Source organism: Spiroplasma citri (genome assembly GCF_001886855.1).
Lineage (GTDB): Bacteria > Bacillota_I > Bacilli_A > Mycoplasmatales > Mycoplasmataceae > Spiroplasma > Spiroplasma citri.
In genome coordinates, this window is sequence record NZ_CP013197.1 from 1,448,500 (window position 1) to 1,467,402 (window position 18,903).

General features: G+C 27.1%; 18 protein-coding genes, 1 tRNA gene and 2 pseudogenes. 1 reads left to right on the forward strand and 20 read right to left on the reverse strand.

The window, feature by feature from the left end; translation table 4 throughout:
* Nucleotides 1–5: 5 nt before the first annotated feature.
* The 16 genes and pseudogenes from SCITRI_RS12520 to SCITRI_RS08610 all read right to left on the reverse strand — a co-directional run bounded on the left by SCITRI_RS12520 (nt 6) and on the right by SCITRI_RS08610 (nt 12,868).
* Nucleotides 6–2,149: pseudogene (locus tag SCITRI_RS12520) on the reverse strand (spiroplasma phage ORF1-like family protein).
* Nucleotides 2,150–2,160: 11 nt separating this feature from the next.
* On the reverse strand, nt 2,161–2,397 hold the full coding sequence (locus SCITRI_RS08540; protein ID WP_071937946.1) for a hypothetical protein: 237 nt from the start codon (nt 2,395–2,397) through the stop codon (nt 2,161–2,163).
* Nucleotides 2,397–2,774 (reverse strand): hypothetical protein, encoded by a 378-nt coding sequence (locus SCITRI_RS08545; protein WP_071937947.1) that lies wholly within the window; start codon nt 2,772–2,774, stop codon nt 2,397–2,399. The genes SCITRI_RS08540 and SCITRI_RS08545 overlap by 1 nt, the downstream gene beginning before the upstream one ends.
* Nucleotides 2,767–3,778, reverse strand: a pseudogene (locus tag SCITRI_RS08550) (hypothetical protein). The gene SCITRI_RS08545 and the pseudogene SCITRI_RS08550 overlap by 8 nt, the downstream one beginning before the upstream one ends.
* Nucleotides 3,778–3,981: a DUF2649 domain-containing protein gene (locus SCITRI_RS08555; protein WP_071937948.1), complete on the reverse strand. Its 204-nt coding sequence runs from the start codon at nt 3,979–3,981 to the stop codon at nt 3,778–3,780. The pseudogene SCITRI_RS08550 and the gene SCITRI_RS08555 overlap by 1 nt, the downstream one beginning before the upstream one ends.
* A gap of 152 nt (nt 3,982–4,133) precedes the next feature.
* Nucleotides 4,134–4,574 carry a DUF3627 domain-containing protein gene (locus SCITRI_RS08560; protein ID WP_084566901.1) on the reverse strand — a complete coding sequence of 147 codons (441 nt, stop codon included), beginning with the start codon at nt 4,572–4,574 and terminating at the stop codon, nt 4,134–4,136.
* A gap of 346 nt (nt 4,575–4,920) precedes the next feature.
* Nucleotides 4,921–5,160, reverse strand: coding sequence for a hypothetical protein (locus SCITRI_RS08570; RefSeq protein ID WP_071937951.1), 240 nt, complete (start codon nt 5,158–5,160; stop codon nt 4,921–4,923).
* Nucleotides 5,161–5,477: 317 nt separating this feature from the next.
* Nucleotides 5,478–5,639 (reverse strand): hypothetical protein, encoded by a 162-nt coding sequence (locus tag SCITRI_RS11835; RefSeq protein WP_237237940.1) that lies wholly within the window; start codon nt 5,637–5,639, stop codon nt 5,478–5,480.
* Nucleotides 5,639–5,788 (reverse strand): hypothetical protein, encoded by a 150-nt coding sequence (locus tag SCITRI_RS08580; RefSeq protein ID WP_015967969.1) that lies wholly within the window; start codon nt 5,786–5,788, stop codon nt 5,639–5,641. Before SCITRI_RS08580 ends, SCITRI_RS11835 begins: the two co-directional genes overlap by 1 nt.
* Before the next feature lie 103 nt (nt 5,789–5,891).
* Entirely contained in the window at nt 5,892–6,434 is a 543-nt protein-coding gene (locus SCITRI_RS11840) for a hypothetical protein (protein ID WP_237238238.1), read from the reverse strand.
* Nucleotides 6,435–6,956: 522 nt separating this feature from the next.
* Complete coding sequence (locus SCITRI_RS11845) at nt 6,957–7,232, reverse strand: hypothetical protein (protein ID WP_237237941.1); 276 nt, start codon at nt 7,230–7,232, stop codon at nt 6,957–6,959.
* 56 nt (nt 7,233–7,288) lie between these two features.
* The gene (gene proS / locus SCITRI_RS08590; protein WP_071937952.1) at nt 7,289–8,713 is read right to left on the reverse strand and encodes a proline--tRNA ligase; all 1,425 of its coding nucleotides are present in this window, start codon (nt 8,711–8,713) and stop codon (nt 7,289–7,291) included.
* A gap of 3 nt (nt 8,714–8,716) precedes the next feature.
* Complete coding sequence (locus SCITRI_RS08595; protein WP_071937953.1) at nt 8,717–9,403, reverse strand: acetyltransferase; 687 nt, start codon at nt 9,401–9,403, stop codon at nt 8,717–8,719.
* Nucleotides 9,404–9,462: 59 nt separating this feature from the next.
* On the reverse strand, nt 9,463–11,001 hold the full coding sequence (cls, locus tag SCITRI_RS08600; protein ID WP_071937954.1) for a cardiolipin synthase: 1,539 nt from the start codon (nt 10,999–11,001) through the stop codon (nt 9,463–9,465).
* Nucleotides 11,002–11,114: 113 nt separating this feature from the next.
* Nucleotides 11,115–11,205, reverse strand: a tRNA-Ser gene (locus tag SCITRI_RS08605).
* Between the two features lie 70 nt (nt 11,206–11,275).
* Entirely contained in the window at nt 11,276–12,868 is a 1,593-nt protein-coding gene (locus SCITRI_RS08610) for a potassium transporter TrkG (protein ID WP_071937955.1), read from the reverse strand.
* 101 nt (nt 12,869–12,969) lie between these two features.
* On the opposite strand from SCITRI_RS08610, the gene SCITRI_RS08615 reads away from it, so the two are divergent.
* Nucleotides 12,970–13,671 carry a potassium channel family protein gene (locus tag SCITRI_RS08615; RefSeq protein WP_071937956.1) on the forward strand — a complete coding sequence of 234 codons (702 nt, stop codon included), beginning with the start codon at nt 12,970–12,972 and terminating at the stop codon, nt 13,669–13,671.
* A 10-nt stretch (nt 13,672–13,681) separates the two neighbouring features.
* Here SCITRI_RS08615 and gatB read toward each other — a convergent pair whose 3' ends face one another.
* The 4 genes from gatB to ligA are packed head-to-tail and all read right to left on the reverse strand — an operon-like array spanning nt 13,682 to nt 18,892.
* A complete protein-coding gene (gene gatB / locus SCITRI_RS08620; RefSeq protein WP_071937957.1) occupies nt 13,682–15,124 on the reverse strand; it encodes an Asp-tRNA(Asn)/Glu-tRNA(Gln) amidotransferase subunit GatB in 1,443 nt (480 codons plus the stop codon).
* Nucleotides 15,117–16,592, reverse strand: coding sequence for an amidase family protein (locus SCITRI_RS08625; RefSeq protein WP_071937958.1), 1,476 nt, complete (start codon nt 16,590–16,592; stop codon nt 15,117–15,119). The genes gatB and SCITRI_RS08625 overlap by 8 nt, the downstream gene beginning before the upstream one ends.
* Nucleotide 16,593: 1 nt before the next feature.
* A complete protein-coding gene (gene gatC, locus SCITRI_RS08630; protein ID WP_071937959.1) occupies nt 16,594–16,887 on the reverse strand; it encodes an Asp-tRNA(Asn)/Glu-tRNA(Gln) amidotransferase subunit GatC in 294 nt (97 codons plus the stop codon).
* 1 nt (nt 16,888) lies between these two features.
* Nucleotides 16,889–18,892 carry an NAD-dependent DNA ligase LigA gene (ligA, locus tag SCITRI_RS08635; protein ID WP_071938068.1) on the reverse strand — a complete coding sequence of 668 codons (2,004 nt, stop codon included), beginning with the start codon at nt 18,890–18,892 and terminating at the stop codon, nt 16,889–16,891.
* Nucleotides 18,893–18,903: the final 11 nt, after the last annotated feature.

Sequence of the window (18,903 nt, forward strand, 5' to 3'; positions counted from 1 at the left end):
CTTTTTTATATTAATCGCACAAATTTCATAAAAATAATTAATAAAAAAATATTTGTTATTGTACTATACAATGCTGGATTAAATTTTCATACTTCAAATATTTGACTAAAAAACTATATACTGTTTCAAAAACCTTACCAACACCACTGGCTAATTCATTAACTTGTTTAACACCAGGAATAGTGTTGACAATTCAAATCACCGCATTTTTAATATGAGCACCAAAATCTCATCAACCCTCTGGTGTTACATATTGTACTTGTCATCATTGTTTATCAGGGGACAACCCACCATTATTAATTTCTTGTCAATTATAAATCCCAAAATTAAAATCATAATAAGGATACATATCGTTTTCTTTTTGTGCTTGTAATTTAAAAACATTATAACCGATTTTTTGTTCTTCAATTTTTTTATACTTTAAACCATATTTATTTTGTAAATCACCGCCAAAAACATAACCCGAATTTGACTTAATATCATAATTATTAGCAACCGAAAAATCATAATTAAAAACACTACCATAATTATTAATCGTATAAAACCGATTTTTAAATGCTGAATATAATTTAATATCTAATTGCTTATATTTATCAGAAAAATAAAAATATCGTGGGTAAATTTTAAAACCATTATTTACTAACAAACCATATTTTTTATTATAACCTTGAACATAAGTATTATTTTCTAAATCAAAAATCGTACGTAAATAATTAGTATAAAATTTCTGCGAAATCTTAAACATACTATTTAATAATTTATCAAATTGTAATTTATCGTTAATATTTTCACTCAACAAAATATTATTAAAATTTTGTAATTTCAACGCAAAAAAGTTAACTAAAACAGTATCATATTGTAAATTATCAATATATCCATTTTCAATAAAAGAACTACGATTTTGAAACACTGGCACCAATGCACTTGCAAAAAAAGACTGTAAAAACTTAGATAAATCAAACTAACCGCTAAACTGTTGATAATACTTTAAATCTTTACTATTTAATGATGAATAAATTGAACCATTAAAATTAAAAACTTCACCCATTCCCGTTCGCATAAAACTAAAATTAAAACTTAAATCATCATTATTAATATTATTTAACTCTAAACTACCAGAAATAATTAAATTTGCTTCATCAACAGTCAAAATCATCCGATAAATTGCTTTTTTAATATTTTTAACATCCAATTCATCAACCGTCTCAAAATCAAAAATTATCCGCTTTGTACCAACCTTATTCGGATTTTCATAATCCGCACTACCACCTTGCTGAACTCTAATATTTTCTTGCAAAACAGAATATAAAGATAAATCAATAAATTCTTTTACGCGAGTTTGTTGATAACTATTTCAGTCAGTAATTTCACCGGTGTTTTTATCGATAATTGGTAGCTCTGGTTCTCCAACCCCATCTCAACCATAAACATTATCATATTTTGTAAAAAGTCGATTAATATAATTATTTTTTTCAGAATTATTTTTTATTTTATAAATTTTGTAAATTTCATTATATGGAATAATACCAATATATCATTTATCATTTGGTTTTTTAATTTCATTTTCAAAATAACTTCTATCAATTAATTTTCAATTATCTACTTTCAATTTAACTCTTGGATAATGATTTTCTTTATAACGGTCAATATTTTCCACAATTTCTTTCGATACATTAAACATCTTATATTTAACGGCAAAAGCATAAATAAAATCAGTTAAATCATTCAAAAAATTCTCTTTTTTAACATCATAAAATTTTTCAACCATAAACCGATTTTTTAAACTATGTCATTGTCGATAATAATTTAAAAATATTTCATTAGTTTTATCATAAACAACTCCGGTTGAATAACTATCTTGTAAAAAATCCAAATACCATTTATCATTAAATAATAATTTTTTTGATGTTTTTAAAGTTGGATTAATAAAATAATTTGTTTCCGACCAATTTTCAAAAAAACTACTACGTAAAAACATTGTATTAATAAAATCAGTTTCATTAATACCTTTATCAGTACTAATATTCTCTTGTTTGAGCATATATTGCTCCTCATTTAAGGGTCTAAACGCCGTTAAAGTAATAAATGGAATAACCAAACCCAAAAAAGTTAAAATAAATATGGCAAATAAAGATAACGATTTTTTCATAAACTCAACTCCTAACTATACAATGTTTTTGAAACAATAAACCCAGCAATATATAAACTCGATATTGTTAACATTAACGGATGACTAAACAAAACTGCCATTCTACCAAATAATCAAATCAACCAAGTATCAGAATTATATAAATCCATAATAATATTTTTTGCTGATGTAAATTGATTAATAATAACAGTAATAAAACCAGTTCCAAATATCGCAATCGCCGCCACCAATAAAACTAATTTAATCATTACTTAACACCTCTTTTAACTTTTGCTTGTTGTCTAACATTTTGACGTTTAATTTCTCGTTTAACTTGTTGCTTATTACTATTCTGATAAACATTTTTACCAACATTAATACCTTTTCGTACAGTTGACGAATATACTTGCGAAACACCATTATTAACTGTTGAAAATAAATTATTATATTGTGTTGATGTGCCGTGAATTGCATAAATCGATAACTTAATAACCATAAAAAAGATTAAAAAATAAGCAATTGACGTATTTGTCATCGGTAATTTTGTATTTCAAATTACATCAAAAATAAACAAAAATATATCAAAAACAAAACTAAAAATCTTGTCTCAATTACTATTATTATTTTCAACTAATAAATTAATCATCTTTACTATTTCCTTTCTCTTTTTTAGGTTTTAAATTCTTTTTCAAAATATCAATATCAAATAACTCCAATCGTTCTTTAACACTTAATTTTGTGATTTCTGACCAATAATATTTTTTTATTAACAATTTCATCATTCTTTAAATCACGCACAAACTTTAACCATTGACTATCATACTTATTAGCGAATTCAAGGGGAATAATTATTTTAAAAAACCGAATTCCTAACCCAATATCCGACTTATGTTTTGCTCTTTTACCTTCTGCTGTTCGTTCTACTGATTTTGTTTTTCAAATTTCATAATCCGTTATATCTTGGAAAATCCCAATTCGCATAATAAAGAAACGATTAAAAAAATTAAATCCTTTTTTAGCAACGGGTTTTTTCAATGAAATTGGAATAATAATTCCACTTGCTAACTGGCGAATATTATTTCAAATCATACCCTCACGCTGAGCAGTAAACAACGCACGATGTCCAAAATGTCTCGCTAAAACAATTCACGGTATTTTACCACTATGAACTTTTTTCTCATCGTGAGGACTAGTTCCGTCAATATATAAATAACTTTCATCAAATAAAATAACACTATCATCTGGGGGAACGGGTTTTGTTCTATCGGTAAAATCTAAATTTTTAAATGTTAAAACTTTAACTTTATCATCTTCTAACGGATAATTACTATAAATTTCATCTGTTAATAATTTCATAGTTTGCGACAAATAAGTTAAAAGTAATGTTTTACCAGTTCCTAACTTCCCAATAATAACTGATAACGGATTATCTCAAACAAAATTTACTAACCGAAAAGCGTTTAACTGATAAAAAATATTTTTTCACAATCATCACACAAAATAAACACACTGCAAAGCAAACAACAATCAAAATACTAAACCAACACAATACAAAGAAATTAACCAAAGTAATAAATCAATTAAACTAAACAAAAGCATTGAACCACTAATATAACAATAGTTTTTAAAGAAAAATATAAATTTTTTCATTATTTAAAATACCCAACTATTTTAAAAACCATTCATAATAAAAACCAGGTTAAAAACAAAATCACAATTCAAACACCAACCATCAAAGTTAAATATTCATTTTGCGTTAAATTCCACATTGTAATACTTTCAACATTCGTTTTATCTATAAACAAAAATATATGAATAAAAAACTCTTTTAATTTAATTCAATCATTTTGCATTTTTAAAAACTCCACATTTTTGAATAAGTTTAAAAAACATTCCAAAAAACAAAACAATAAATAACACAAACGATATAACATATAAAAACTCAGGAGCATTTGCACCAATAAATATAACTAACAAATTGAACTCAATAATCATATAAACTCATTTAATTTAAACTTTCTAAATCATTAATTAATTCTTGTTCTTTTTCAACACTTCAATTTGTTAAATTATTATTGTTATTATTTGCTTTTACTTTTTTAGGCTCACTTAAAAATAACGCTTTTTTCATTTTAGTAAAATAATTTTGTTTATATTGATTATATAAATTGATTAATTCTGTTCCAGTTAAATATTTTCAAATATTTCGCTTTAAATTTTCATCATATTTTATAATAGGATAAGAATTATCATAAATCAAACAGATTGCTACTTGTTCGGAATGTTTTTCACTCGGATAAATAAACTTATTACTCAACCAAAAACCAATATGGCGATTATGATTGGGTAAATTAATAAAACTTGCTTTTTCTGTTGTAAAAGATATAAATTCCTTACTAATAAAATAATTTTCTACATTCTGATTTTTCTTAACAAAATTACTCAATTTTATCAACTCCTTCAATTTGTCAATATTGATTTAATTTTTCTTTTTCAACATCAAATTCTACCTTAATTTCAAAAATATATTTTATATACATAATAATCACAAAAATAATACCTATAAAAGTATATAGAGACATAATAATTGCAAATACAAAGTGTGAAAAATCTTTATCATTTCAACTCAATATTGAAAAATAAATAAAAGAACTTAAAAAAACAAAAACCAACAATATACCAAAAAAACAATTAAACTTAATAAAAAAATTGGCACACTGAAAAATACTATTTAATTTTTAACAATAGTTATTAAAATATAAAATCATAAATTTATAATTAAGTTGATATTATTATGGTTTTCTCTCTGTATAAGTTATTTTAAATAGAAAGGAGAAATAAAATATCGAAGAAATAATAAATTCATTTTTTACAAATGTGATACGATCTATTTTTTGATTATCATGAATGGTATCACCAATTAAAACAATTATTTCACTAATAATAATTTTAATAATAACTTTTAAATTTATTATTTGAATTTTTAATAAATTAACAAATTTATAAATATTTTTATACAGAGAGAAAACCATAATAATACCTTAAATATAATTAAATTGATATTTTTACACTATATACTGCCTACAAGTTTTTTCATCTTGTTAACATTATCAATAATAACCAAAATAATTAAATTTATTTAAAAATAAATTTGTAGACAGTGTATAGTGCAAAAATAAACAACAAAATTATTTAATCAAATCACATATAAAAACTAGTGTGCCACAGTTAAAATACATGATAAATAATAAATATAAATACTAAAATCCTTTAACCATAACACGGAAAAAGTTTAAGATTTTAATAATACAAAATATAGCAAATGCAATTAATATAATTGACGCTTCACCTAAAAAACCATTATCTCAGGTAGAATATTTGTTATACCTTCTTTAACTTTTCATAATGCACTAGATAAACCAGTTCAAATACCAGTCATACCCTCAGTCATAGTTTTAGGTGTAGGTGCTGTTAAAAAATTAAACGCTGTTGTTAAATACATACCTAACATTATTTATTACTCTCCTTTCTTTCAATTTCTTTTTTATCTTTTTTCTTTCCTCGAATTTGTTTAATTTTTTGATAAATTGATAAACCAATTCAAGCAAAAATCCCTAATATAATAACAACACTAAATATTGTCGTTAATCAAGTTGGCATATTACATTTCCTCTCTAAAAATATTGCGGCACGCTTCGCGTGTTCGCTACGCTCAAAATAAACAATATTGAGTAAATTACCACTAATAAATTACGCGGATAATTTATTCATTTTCTTTTACATTATTAATTACTATCTTATTTACAGTATTAATAACAATATCTTTTCCATATTTAGTTACTAGGGACCGCAAAATAAAATAATGTTTTTTTCAATAAAAAATCAACTCCTTTCAAAGTTTATTTTTTGCACTTCAATTACAAAATGCCTTTTCATCTATAACTAATTTTTGTTGAACAAAAAAATCAAATTCAAATTGTGCTAATAAATTTTGGTTAAATTCTTTATTATAATAATTCGGTAATTGTTGCGTAATGATTCGGTAAGTAGTTGTTAAATATTTAAACCAATTTGAGTTAACAAAAAAATTATTATTAATATTTACCTTAGGAACAATTGGTTTAAAAATAAAATTTTGAACAAGATTAAAATTAAATTGTTCTATTGTTGTAATGAAGTTTATTTCACTTTGTGCAAGAAAGGGATTAACAAGAAAATTATTTACTGCTAAATTATTATTTGCTTCAATTTCAATTTGATCTTTATTTTGATTATAAACTGTATTCTCAGCAAAAAAAATGTTCATAATTTTGCGACTTTAGTATTCAAATCAATTGGAAAATCAGTTATATCTAAAGAATTAAAAACACTTAAACTACGCAAAGCAAATAAACTAGGTAATTTTGTTTCAACTATTTTTGGGGGAATTAATTGAAAATAATTAGCAAAAATATCATAAAAAGTCTTAAATTTTTTTTGTTTTTCATCGTAATTTTTATATTGAACAATTCCGAACAATTTTTTGTTTGTTCAAGAAAGTCCTTTTTATAATTAAAATTTAAATAAAATTCTTGATAAGAATTTTTTGTTACTAAATCATTGTCTCTAAGATTAGGTGCATTAATAACTAAACTAATTTTATTTGGTTTATTCGTATCAAAACACTGGGCTGGAATAATAACTTTCCCTCACTTTGAATATTCTCTTGTGTTTGTGATATTTTTAAAATTATTGAACTAGATGATGCTTGCAATTCAGTTGTAATTTGACAGTGTTTTTTATTGTTAATATTTCAATATACTTTTAACATTGAAAAATTAAAATTAAATTAAGAAAAACGTTTTTTAAAAACATCAAGTAATTTTGTGTTTGGTTCATGGTCAATTTTATATGCTGTTGTTAATTCACCAGTCGGAGTAAACCATGGTTTTAAATTACCAATATTAGGACGAATATAAAAAGCATATGCTTTATTATTATCGCCATTATCAAAAGTAAATAGCGGAATTGTTAAATCTAATGCTAAATTAATTTTATTATTATAAGCAAACTGAAAAGAATTATAAACTGCTAATGGTTCTTCAACAAAATTTTGATTAAACAAATAAAAACCTCCTTTACAATTGAAATTTATCAAAAATAAAAGAGATTTCCTTGTTATTAGTAAGCACGAGCAAAATAAACTAAATTAATTGATGGTTTCCCACAATGAAAACAAGTTGTTTTTTTGGTTGGAACATCAAATGGAATACAACGTGATGTTGTTTGTGTTTCAGCTTTAATTGTATCTTCGCACTCAATGCGACCACAAAATGGCACTAAAAACAAGCCATTCATCTTTGCTAAAGTTTTTTTATACTCTGAATAATTATCAATTTCTTTTGTTCGTTGATGACGATTATTCAAAGCTTTTTGATATAAATTTGTAGCAATTTGAGCTAATAAATCAGAAACTACTTTTTCAACTTCTGCTCATGAAACAGTAATTTTTTCAAAAGTATCACGACGAGCAATTGTAACTTGTTGTTGTGCTAAATCACGAGGTCCAATTTCAATTCGCAATGGAATTCCCTTAATTTCTGCGTTAGTTGCACGGAATCCAAAACCTTTATCTGATTGATCAATTTCGCAACGATATTTCTGTAATTTTTTTTGGAGTTGCTGTGCTGCAGATAATTGCTCGTTACTATCATTATTAATTGGTAAAATCATAATTTGAATAGGCGCAATTTGCGGTGGCAACACTAGGCCATTATCATCACTATGTGTCATAATAATCCCCCCTATCAAACGTGTTGAAACCCCTCACGATGTTGAATAAGCATATTCTAAAGTATTTTTTTGATTTGCAAATTTAATGTCAAATGCTTTAGAAAAATTTTGGCCAAAATAATGACTAGTACCACATTGTAAAGCTTGACCATCATACATTAATGATTCAATCGTATACGTTTCCTCTCCACCAGCAAATTTTTCACGTTCTGTTTTTTGGCCCTTAATAACTGGCAATAATAAAGTTTTTTCTGCAAAAGTAGCATAAATATCTAAAATTTTTAAAGTAAATTGCTGTGCTTCTTGTTTTGAACTATGAATTGTATGTCCTTCTTGTCATAAAAATTCACTTGTTCGTAAAAAAGGGCGAGTTGTTTTTTCTCAACGTAAAACATTAACTCATTGATTATATAATAATGGTAAATCACGATAACCCTGGATTTCTTTACTAAAAAAGGTTCCAAAAAGAACTTCTGATGTTGGTCGAATGTATAATTCTTCATCTAAAACTTTATCTCCAACCTTTGTTACCGTTGCAATTTCTGGTGAAAATCCTTCAATATGTTCTTTTTCTTTATTAAAAAGAGTTTTTGGAATTAATAAAGGAAAGTAAACATTTTTGACACCATTTTTTTTAAATTCAGCATCTAAAATTTTTTGAATTTTTTCTCAAATTTCATATCCATAAGGTTTAAAAATAGTTGTTCCCTTGATCGGCCCATAGGCAATTAAATCAGCATTTAAAACAATATCAGTATATCATTGCGCAAAATCAACTTCACGCAGAGTAATTTTCTCTAACTTTCTTTTCATTATTTACTTCTTTCTACCTTCTGTTAAAACATTAGAAATATTTCCTTTTTCACCTTGAAAAATTTTAAGTTTTAAATTATTACTTTTAACATACATTTGAATTCGATTTAAATATTGATTATTTTTCATTAATACTCATCGAATTGCATCTGGTTTCACATCTTCAAAAACTTTTACGCGTCGGGTTAGATCATCATATTCTCAATCTTTTTTTGTTAAATGAAATAAATTTTGAATATCAATTGCAATCACAGCAATTTGACTTGGATCAACTTTTTGCTCTGCAATTCAACTCCAAAAATAATGTCGCGTTGAACTATCTAGCTCAAACTCTAAATGATCAGGTTTTTCTAAATATGTTCAAACAATATATTCACTTTCTTTTGCTAGATGAATATTTTTAACTGGTTGTAGTCCAAATTCCAATTGTCGCAAAACATTACTAATATCAGTGTAAAATAATAATGATTTAATTCGTTGGCGATTTAATTCTTTAATAATTTTGTGTGTTTTACGCCGTTTAAAACTAAAACCAGTTTTAATTTTATTATTATCATCGTCATCTTCAAACAAACTACTTTCTAAATTTTCTGATGATGACAATGATTTTTCTTGTAATAAGTTATGCTTTTTTTCCTTCTGATGGTCCTTTTTTTTGTCATCTTGATTTTTTAATTTATTAAATAGCATGATTCCGCCTCCTTCACATATTAATTATACAAAAAATTATTCTTGATATTAGCATTAACTTATAAAATTGGTGCTACTAATTTTAAACATGTTAACAACAACCGATAGCTTAAAGGTTTATATTTAATTGGTCATTCATGTCATAAAATTGAATGTTCATAATCTCATTCCCAACGTGGAATAAAGCTTGCCACTACTTCTGGATCATAAATAACTGCTGTTGTTTGATGATCAGAAAAGAAACTACGATAATCCAAATTGCAAGTCCCAATCACAGCAATATCATCATCAAAAATAGCAATTTTATTATGACTAAAAGTATTATTCATTTCATAAATTTTAACACCACTGGCAAGTAAAGGTTTACAATAACTTTTTGTTATATCTAAAACAAAAATTTTATCCGTCAAACCTGGAATTGTTAAACGAACATCAGCTCCAGCGCGTGCTGCAAGAACCAAAGCTTGAATAAGATCATCTGGTGGAATAAAATAAGGCGTTGATAATCAAACTCGTTTTCGAGCTTTGTTAATTAATGAAATATATAAATCTTTCGTAATTGAATGATCAATACTAGGGCTATGATTAACAATTTGTAAATGTGACTTACCCTTAACATTATATTGTTTTGGTGCTAAAATAGCTGGCTCTAAATCTGTGATTATTTCATGTCGTTTAGTTGCAAAAAATCAGTCATCAGCAAAAATCACTTCTAAAGCTCGAACCGCTTCACCTTCAATTCGCACTTGTGTATCATGAAAAATTCCAAATTTTCATGATTTATCAGCATATAAATCGGCTAGATTAATTCCACCAGTATAACCAATCAAACCATCAATAATAACATCTTTACGATGATTACGATAATTAGCATTCCCACTAATAAAAGGTGTGATAATTGGCAAATATTTATGAACCCGAATACCAGCTTTAACTAATTTTTTAATACTCTTTTTACTAATTTTAAAATAACTACCAACATGGTCATAAATCATATAAACTCGGACACCAGCAGCAATTCGCTCTTTTAAAACTGCTAAAAAAGATTCAAATAGTTCACCATCAGCAATAATAAAATAAGTTAATAAAATATATTCTTGTGCTTGTTGTAAATCTGTTAATAATGATTTAAAAACACGTGTCCCATTTGTGATTATTTTAATTTTATTATTTTGATATAATGGTTTATTTGCATGTCGCATTAATAATTCAACAACATTCCCAAATTTTTGATTAGGAGCAGTATATTTTATTAAACATGTTTTATTTTTTTTATAATAAGTATCATATTCTAACTTATTTAAATGATTGTACAATAATGATTTTTTATTTGAATAGTGATATTTTCGTCCAAAAAAAACATATGAACATAAACCAATAAATGGCACAAAATTAATAAAAATAATTCAAGAAAATTTAACTTCATAACGTCGTTTGGAAAAAAAGAAAAAGAATGAGAAAATTAAATCAATAATAAGAATTCCTAAAAAAATATATAAGAATTTAACATTGAAAATAACAACGACAACAAGTAATCCCATAATCGCCATACCAAATAAAAAAATCATTGATAAAATAATTTTTAATCAATTTTTCATTATGTTTCCCCTTTATTGTACAATACTAATACTTTTATTATACCAATAATTTAAAAAGAGTTATAAAAATTATTATAACTCTTTGTTACTTTTTCTCGTTAAATGTAATTTAATGGCGGAACAGGAGAGACTCGAACTCTCGCGCCGGTTACCCGACCTAACACCTTAGCAGGGTGCCCTCTTCACCAACTTGAGTACTGTTCCGTAGCGATACCTTATATATTATACAAAATATATCATTTTAAACAAGAGAAAAAGATTATTTTTTTTCAACCTATCCAATTAAAATATTTTCTTCAACATAGCTATACTCTTTTTCACCACTTCCACGAATTGAAACTAATAATGTTGAAGAAACTCCCAATTGCCCAATAAACATTAATAAAATCAATATTAAAGTACTTAAAATACCAATGTTATATAGTTCGGTAAAATTTAAAGTACTTAATCCTGTTGTCCCAAATGCACTACAAATTGTAAAGAAAGTATTTAAAACATCAAGATGAGGATTTTCAGCACTAATACAAATAATAGCAATTGCAATTAAAGCTCCTGAAATAACAGTAACTGCCAAAGCCCGCTTTACTGTTTCATTTGGAATTTTCCGTTTAAAAGCATTAACACTATTATTATTTCGAATAATAGACCAAATTGTAATGATAATAACAGCTAAGGTTGTTGTCCGAATCCCCCCCGCGGTAGAAGATGGTGCTGATCCAATAAACAACATAATTGACATTACAATTCGTGAGCCTGGTAAAAAGTTACTCATTTCAACTGTTGAATAACCTGCATTTCTGGTTGACATTGTATTAAAGAAAATATTCATAAATCCATTTCAATTTGATTTTGAATTTCGTAAAATACTTTCCACATACTGTCCAGTTTCAAGCATAATTGTATTAATATTAGTAAATTCAATTAATCAAACACTAAAAACACCAACAATTGATAAACCAATATAAGTAATTAAATTAATTTTGGTAAATAAGGTAAATTTAACATGTTCTTTTCGTCGTAATGCGACAAATTTTCGTTTTAAATCGTAAAAAGTTGGAAAACCTAAACCACCAATAATAAATTGAAATAAAAACACAAATTGAATAAAATAATTAGTATTATAAGGCATTAATGATGAATTACCAATAATATCAAAGCCAGCATTATTGATTGATGAAATTGAGTGGAAAACACCACTTCATAAACTTCGTCAAAAATTATGATAAGTAACATTATCAATCATGAATTTTCCTTCTACTGATAATTCCGAAAAATAAAAATTACAAAATAATAAAATTGCCCCAAAACATTCCAAAATAATTAAAAAAATAAAACTATTTTTAATTAAATCCATTGTATGCCCAAAGTTACTACTTCCTCGTTCACCTTGAACTAGCATTTTATCTTTAATTGAAATTCGGCGCCCTAATCATACAAAAATCATAATTTTAAAAGTAACAATTCCAAAACCACCTGTTTGGATTAAAATTAAAATTACTAATTGACCCCAAAAAGTATAATCCGCTGCTGGATTACTAATGGTAATCCCAGTATCAGAAAAAGCACTAGAAGCAGTAAATAAACCAATTAAATAATTTCACGCAAAAGTAACTGAATGGTCTAAAATTTTACCTTTTCCATCAAGAACCATTCGTTCTCCACTATGAACAAAACCGGGAATTGATAATAATATTCCTCCTAAAAGAACAATTAAAATATAAACTAAAAATAATCTTCCCGATATTTTTGAGAAGGGTAACCAATGACGACGACGTGTTAATGGTGCAGTTGGATCATTATTACGTTGTCGTTTATTATCATTTTTTCTTTTAAAAATATTTTTGAAATATAATTGAAAAAAAACCATTTGTGTCCCTCTTTCATTAATATTATTATATACTACAAGTTAGGAATTATTGCTAATAATAAAAAAAATAGTATAATTAAAGATGCAATAAGGGGGGCGGAATGGCACGAAGAAAAAGTTTTGCAATTATTGGACTAAATAATTTTGGACGTTCAATAATTGAAACACTAATTGCGCGAAAACAACATATTATGGTCTTTGATATTGACCAAACTAAGGTTAATAATATGATTGCTAGTTATGATCAAGTTGATGGAGTAGCATTAGATGCAACAGTTAAAACAAATCTAATTGAACAAGGACTAGACGAATATGATACTGTCATTATCACAATCGCAAGTAATATTGAAGCTAGTATTTTAACAATTATTGGGTTGCAAGACCTTGGAATTACTAATATTATTGCGAAAGTAAAAGATATTCGTCATGCGCGAATTCTAAAAGCATTAGGAATTAACAATATTATCCAACCCGATACAATGGCCGGAAGCATTACTGCAACTAAAGCAATGTTTGATATTGACATTGAAATGCAAACTGTTGATGAAAATTATGCATCATTAATTATTCAAGTGACTGATCCAAGTATTGAAGGACAAACATTATCAGAATTACGTTTTATTAATAATAAAGATTATAATATTGTTTATGTTAAACGTAAAGGCCGCGTTATTTTACCCGGAGATGTTGAAACAATTAAATTAGATGATGAATTATTATTTATTGCTAAAATTAGTGCAATTAATGATTTAACAATTAAATTACAAAAAATTGACCAAGAATATGAAAAAGATGGTAAATAACCATCTTTTTTTATTTTCCTTCTTTTGCCATAATTAATTCAATAACTACTTGTTGACCAATTTCTGGTGCAACCTGTCCTTTTGTTAATTTCATTAATTCACCCATAAAAAACTTAATTACTCGTTCTGGTCGTTGTTCATATTGTTCTAACATTGCTATACTAGCATTAAAAACTGGCTCAATAATTGTTTTAATCTCAACTGGATCACTAATTTGTTTTAATCCTAATTCAGTAACAACTTTAGTTGGGGGGCAATCTTCATTTAAAATTCGTTGGAGCACTGTTTTAGCCTGCTTATTTGAAATTACATTTTGATTAATTAACATAATCATTTCAACTAAATTTTGTGGTGTTAATGCTGTTTCAGTTATTGTTAATCCCTTTTGGTTTAAATAAGCACTAATATCACCAATTAAATAATGCGCAATCATTTCATAATGTGGTGATAACTTAATTGCTGCTTCAAAAAAATTCATTAAAGTATAATCTTGTAAAATAATTTCAATATCGTCTGGCTTTAACTTTAATTTTGATAAATAACGTTCCCGCTTGACAGCTGGTAATTCTGGCATATTTTTAAGAACTTTTGCCATTCAATTTGGATCTAATTTAATTGGAAAAATATTTGGCTCAGAAAAATACTTATAATCAATTGCATCAGTTTTATGACGCATTAAAACTGTTGTTTTTGTTTTTTCATCAAATCGTCGTGTTTCTTGTTCAATTCTTTTTCCTATTAACAAAAGTTCACTTTGTCTTTTAATTTCATATTCAATTGCCTTTTCAACATTTGCAATTGAATTAAGGTTTTTTAATTCAACCTTATCACCAAATGTTTTCGTGCCAACTGGCCGTAACGAAATATTAACATCACATCGTAATGAACCCTCATTCATTTTAGCATCACTAACTTTGATATAAACTAAAATCTCACGTAAAGTTTCTAAATATTGACGAACTTGAAATGCTGACCGTAAAACGGGGCGGGTTACGATTTCAATTAAACCAATTCCAGCGCGATTATAATCTAATAATGTTCAATCTTCCTCATGTAACTGTTTGGCAGTATCTTCTTCGATATGTAATCGTTCAATTTCTACTTTAAAAGGTTTACCATTTTCATCAATAATGGTTAAATATCCATTTTTACCAATTGGATAATATTGCTGCGTAATTTGAAAACCCTTGGCTAAATCAGGATAATAATAATTTTTACGATCAAATTGAACAATTGGGTCAATTGTTAAATTAAGTGATTGGCAAGCAATTAATGCTAACTCAACCCCTTTTTTATTAACTGTTGGCATTACTCCCGGATATCCAGCATCCATCGGATTAACCATACTATTGGGTTGAGCTCCATAACTAACTGCTCCAGAAGAAAACATTTTTGTCTTTGTTTTTAATTCAACATGATTTTCAATCCCAATTACTACTTCAAAATTAACCATGATTGTTTTCTCCTTTTGGTGCCACTTTATTTTTAATTCCAGCAATCTCCTCAATTAATAAACTAGCATTAAAGACTTTCTGATCAGCAAAAGGTGCAGCATTAACATTTATTCCAATTGGCATTTTATCAACAAAAGCAAGTGGAACAGTTAATGATGGATTACCCATTAAATTACCCAATACTAATAAATCATCAACATAATTTTCTAATTCTGCCTCTGTTAAAATTTGACCCTTAATAGTTGTAATTTTTGGAGCAACTGTTGATGCGGCTGGTAATAATAAAATGTCATATTTTATAAAAACATTATTTAAAGCATTGACAATTAAACGTCTTACTCGTTTTGCTTTTAAAAATAATAATGTTTGGTTATTTTTTGTTAAAGTATAAGAGCCAATAACATAACGACGTTTAACAACATGGCCAAAACCATTAGTTCGTGAGTTCATCATTACTTCTCGATAAGTATCCCCATTAACTCTTGTCCCAAAATTAATTCCATCCAACATTGAATGACTACTTACTGCTTCAGCAAAAGAAATCACCATATAAACTGGCATTAATGCTTTTAATAAATCTTCTGGAAAATCAATTGCTGTAACACTAATGCCGCGTGCTGTTAATTGTTCATATAAATGATCAAAATGATTTCTAATCTCTTCTGGAAGAATTGAATGCGCATTTTTTAAATAAGCAAATTTTTGTTTTTTGACTTTTTCTAATGATAAATTTTTAAAATAATCTTGCTCTTTGCTTTTTAATGAGGTTGCATCCTTACGATCTTCTTGTGCTAAATAATCAAAAACAATTGCACTGTCTTCAACAGTTCGGGTAAAATATCCAACAGTATCTAATGATGGTGCATAAGGGAAAACACCATACCGTGAAATTAAACCATAAGTTGGTTTAAAACCAACACAACCACAGTAACCAGCTGGTTTTCGGACTGAATCACCTGTATCTGTTCCTAACGCAAATGGAGCAACTCCGGCTGCAACCAAAGCTACTGAGCCAGATGATGAACCACCAGTAATCCGGGTTAAATCCCAAGGATTTAAAACATCTCCTGTTAAGGCATATAAACCATGCCCTCCCATTCCTAATTCATCTAAAGCTGTTTTTCCTAATAAAATACTATTGTTTTCTTTTAAAATATTAGTTACCGTTGATTCATAATTTGGAATAAAGTTTTCTAAAATTTTTGAACTCGCCGTTGTTTTAATTCCCTTTGTTGCAAAATTATCTTTTGCAAAATATGGTAGTGCAAATAAATAATTATTTTTAGGAACAACAAGGTGGTCTAACTTTGCTGCCAAAGCTGTGGCTTCTACTTCTAATTCTGTTACAGTTGCATTTAAAACCTGATATTTAGCTAAATTAGTAAAAGCATCTTTGACTATTTGCGATGGATTAATTTTTTTACTAACTAAAAGATGATGCAATTCTTTGATTGAATAATATGTCATTTTATTTAACCACCTTATTAATTACAATATAATCATCTATTTTTTTTGGTGCTGCCGCTAAAATTTCAGTTTGTGGAGCAACATCAATTTCATCATCCTCACGCAAATAGTCAACTGTTAAGTCAAATGGAAAATGAATTGAATGAACATTAGTTGTATTAATTTTTTGTACTAAATCCATTTGCTTTAAAATAACATCAAATTCTTGACTTAAATTAGTTAGTTCCTCATCTTGTAAATCTAGCATAATATCATGTGCTAACATCTGTAACACTTCTTTTGTAATTCGTGCCATCTTAGTCCTCCTTACTTAATAATTGTTGAAATTCTTCTTCATTAATAATTTTAACATTTAATTTTTGTGCTTTTACTAATTTATTACCAGCATCAGTTCCCGCCAGTAAATAAGTGGTTTTTGCACTAACACTTTCAGAAACTTGTCCACCATAACTTTCAATTAATTCTTTAAAGTATTCTCGTGATTTTGATAAGACTCCAGTAATCACAAACCGATAATTTTCAAACTTCTGTGCTAAATGCTGATTAGTAGCAAAATACTCCATTTTAACCCCATTTTGGCGTAATAAAGCCAGTTCTTGTTGGTTAGCTGGAATTGCAAAATAATCCACAACACTAGCTGCTACAATTGGACCAATATCATTAATAATTGATAATTGTTCAATATTCATCGCAGCTAAATTATCAATTGTTTTAAATTGTCGTGCTAATAATTTTGCTGTTTTTTGACCAACATGACGAATTCCTAACGCAAATAATAATCGTTCTAAGGAATTATTTTTTGAATTATTAATTGAAGTAATCATATTTTCAAACGATTTTTCACCAAAATTTTCTAATTCAATAATTTCAGCGCGGTATTGTTCTAATTGATATAAATCACTAAAACTTTTTAAATATTCTAATTTAAATAATCGTTCAATTATTTTTTCACTAATTCCTTCAATATTCATCGCATTTCGTGAACAATAATGTTCTAATCCACGTGTAATTTTTTTCGGACAAACAGAATTAATGCAATACTGGTCAACCTCCCCTTCAACACGTTCTAATAAAGAATTACATTCTGGGCAATGCGTTGCTTCTTGTCACTTCTGAGCATTTTTTTGGCGACGAGCTGCAACATAATTAATTACTTCTGGAATAATATCCCCCGCTTTTTTAACTTGGACATTATCACCAATCCGAATATCACGTTCAGTAATAAAATCAGCATTATGTAGTGTTGCAGCTCGTACGATTGTTCCTACAATACGAATTGGTTCAAGAACAGCATTATAAGTAATGCGCCCCGTTCTCCCAACGGAAGGAAAAATATTAAGCAATTTAGTAACCACAACTTCCGCTGGAAATTTATAAGCGATTGCTCATTTTGGATTTTTAGCAGTATAACCAATACGATTATATAAATTTAAGTTATTAACTTTAATCACAATTCCATCAATTTCATAACCTAACTGATTACGTTTTGGCTCATATTCTTGAATATATGCTCACACTGCTGCAATATTTGAACAATAACGATATTCATGATTTATTTTAAATTTCAATTGTTCTAATCTTTGTAATGCTTCGTATTGTGATTGAATCCCATCCTGTAAAGCATTAACATAATAATATAAAAATGCATTTAACTTTCGTTTTGCAACAATTTTTGAATCTAATTGACGTAAAGTGCCTGCTGCTGCATTTCGAGGATTAGCAAATTTAAATTCACCATTTTTAACACGTTCTTCATTAATCTTATTAAACTCTTCAACTGATAAATAAACTTCTCCCCGAACAATTAAAGTTGGTTGGTCAATTCGAAGGGGAATCGATTTAATTTGTTTAATATTAATAGTAACATCTTCACCGGTAAGACCATCTCCCCGAGTTGCCCCCATCACTAAAACATGATTATCATAAACTAATGAAATTGATAATCCATCAATTTTTAATTCACAAGTATATTCAATTTCTGGCAAAGCAGTAAATTCTTTAATTTGCTCATCAAAATGAATTAAATCATCATAATTAAACGCGTTTCCTAAACTTAGCATTGGACTTGTATGAACATATTTATTAAACTTTTCACTAATTTGGCCAGAAACACGTTGCGTTGGTGAATCAATTGTAATTAATTCACTATATTGCTGTTCAATTGCAATTAATTCTTGCAATGCTCGATCATATTCTTGGTCACTAACACTAGGGTTATCATTAACATAATATTCATAATTTCATTTTTCTAATTGTTCTTTTAACACTAAACTACGTTTTTTTGCTTGCTCAAAAGTCATAATATCTTCCT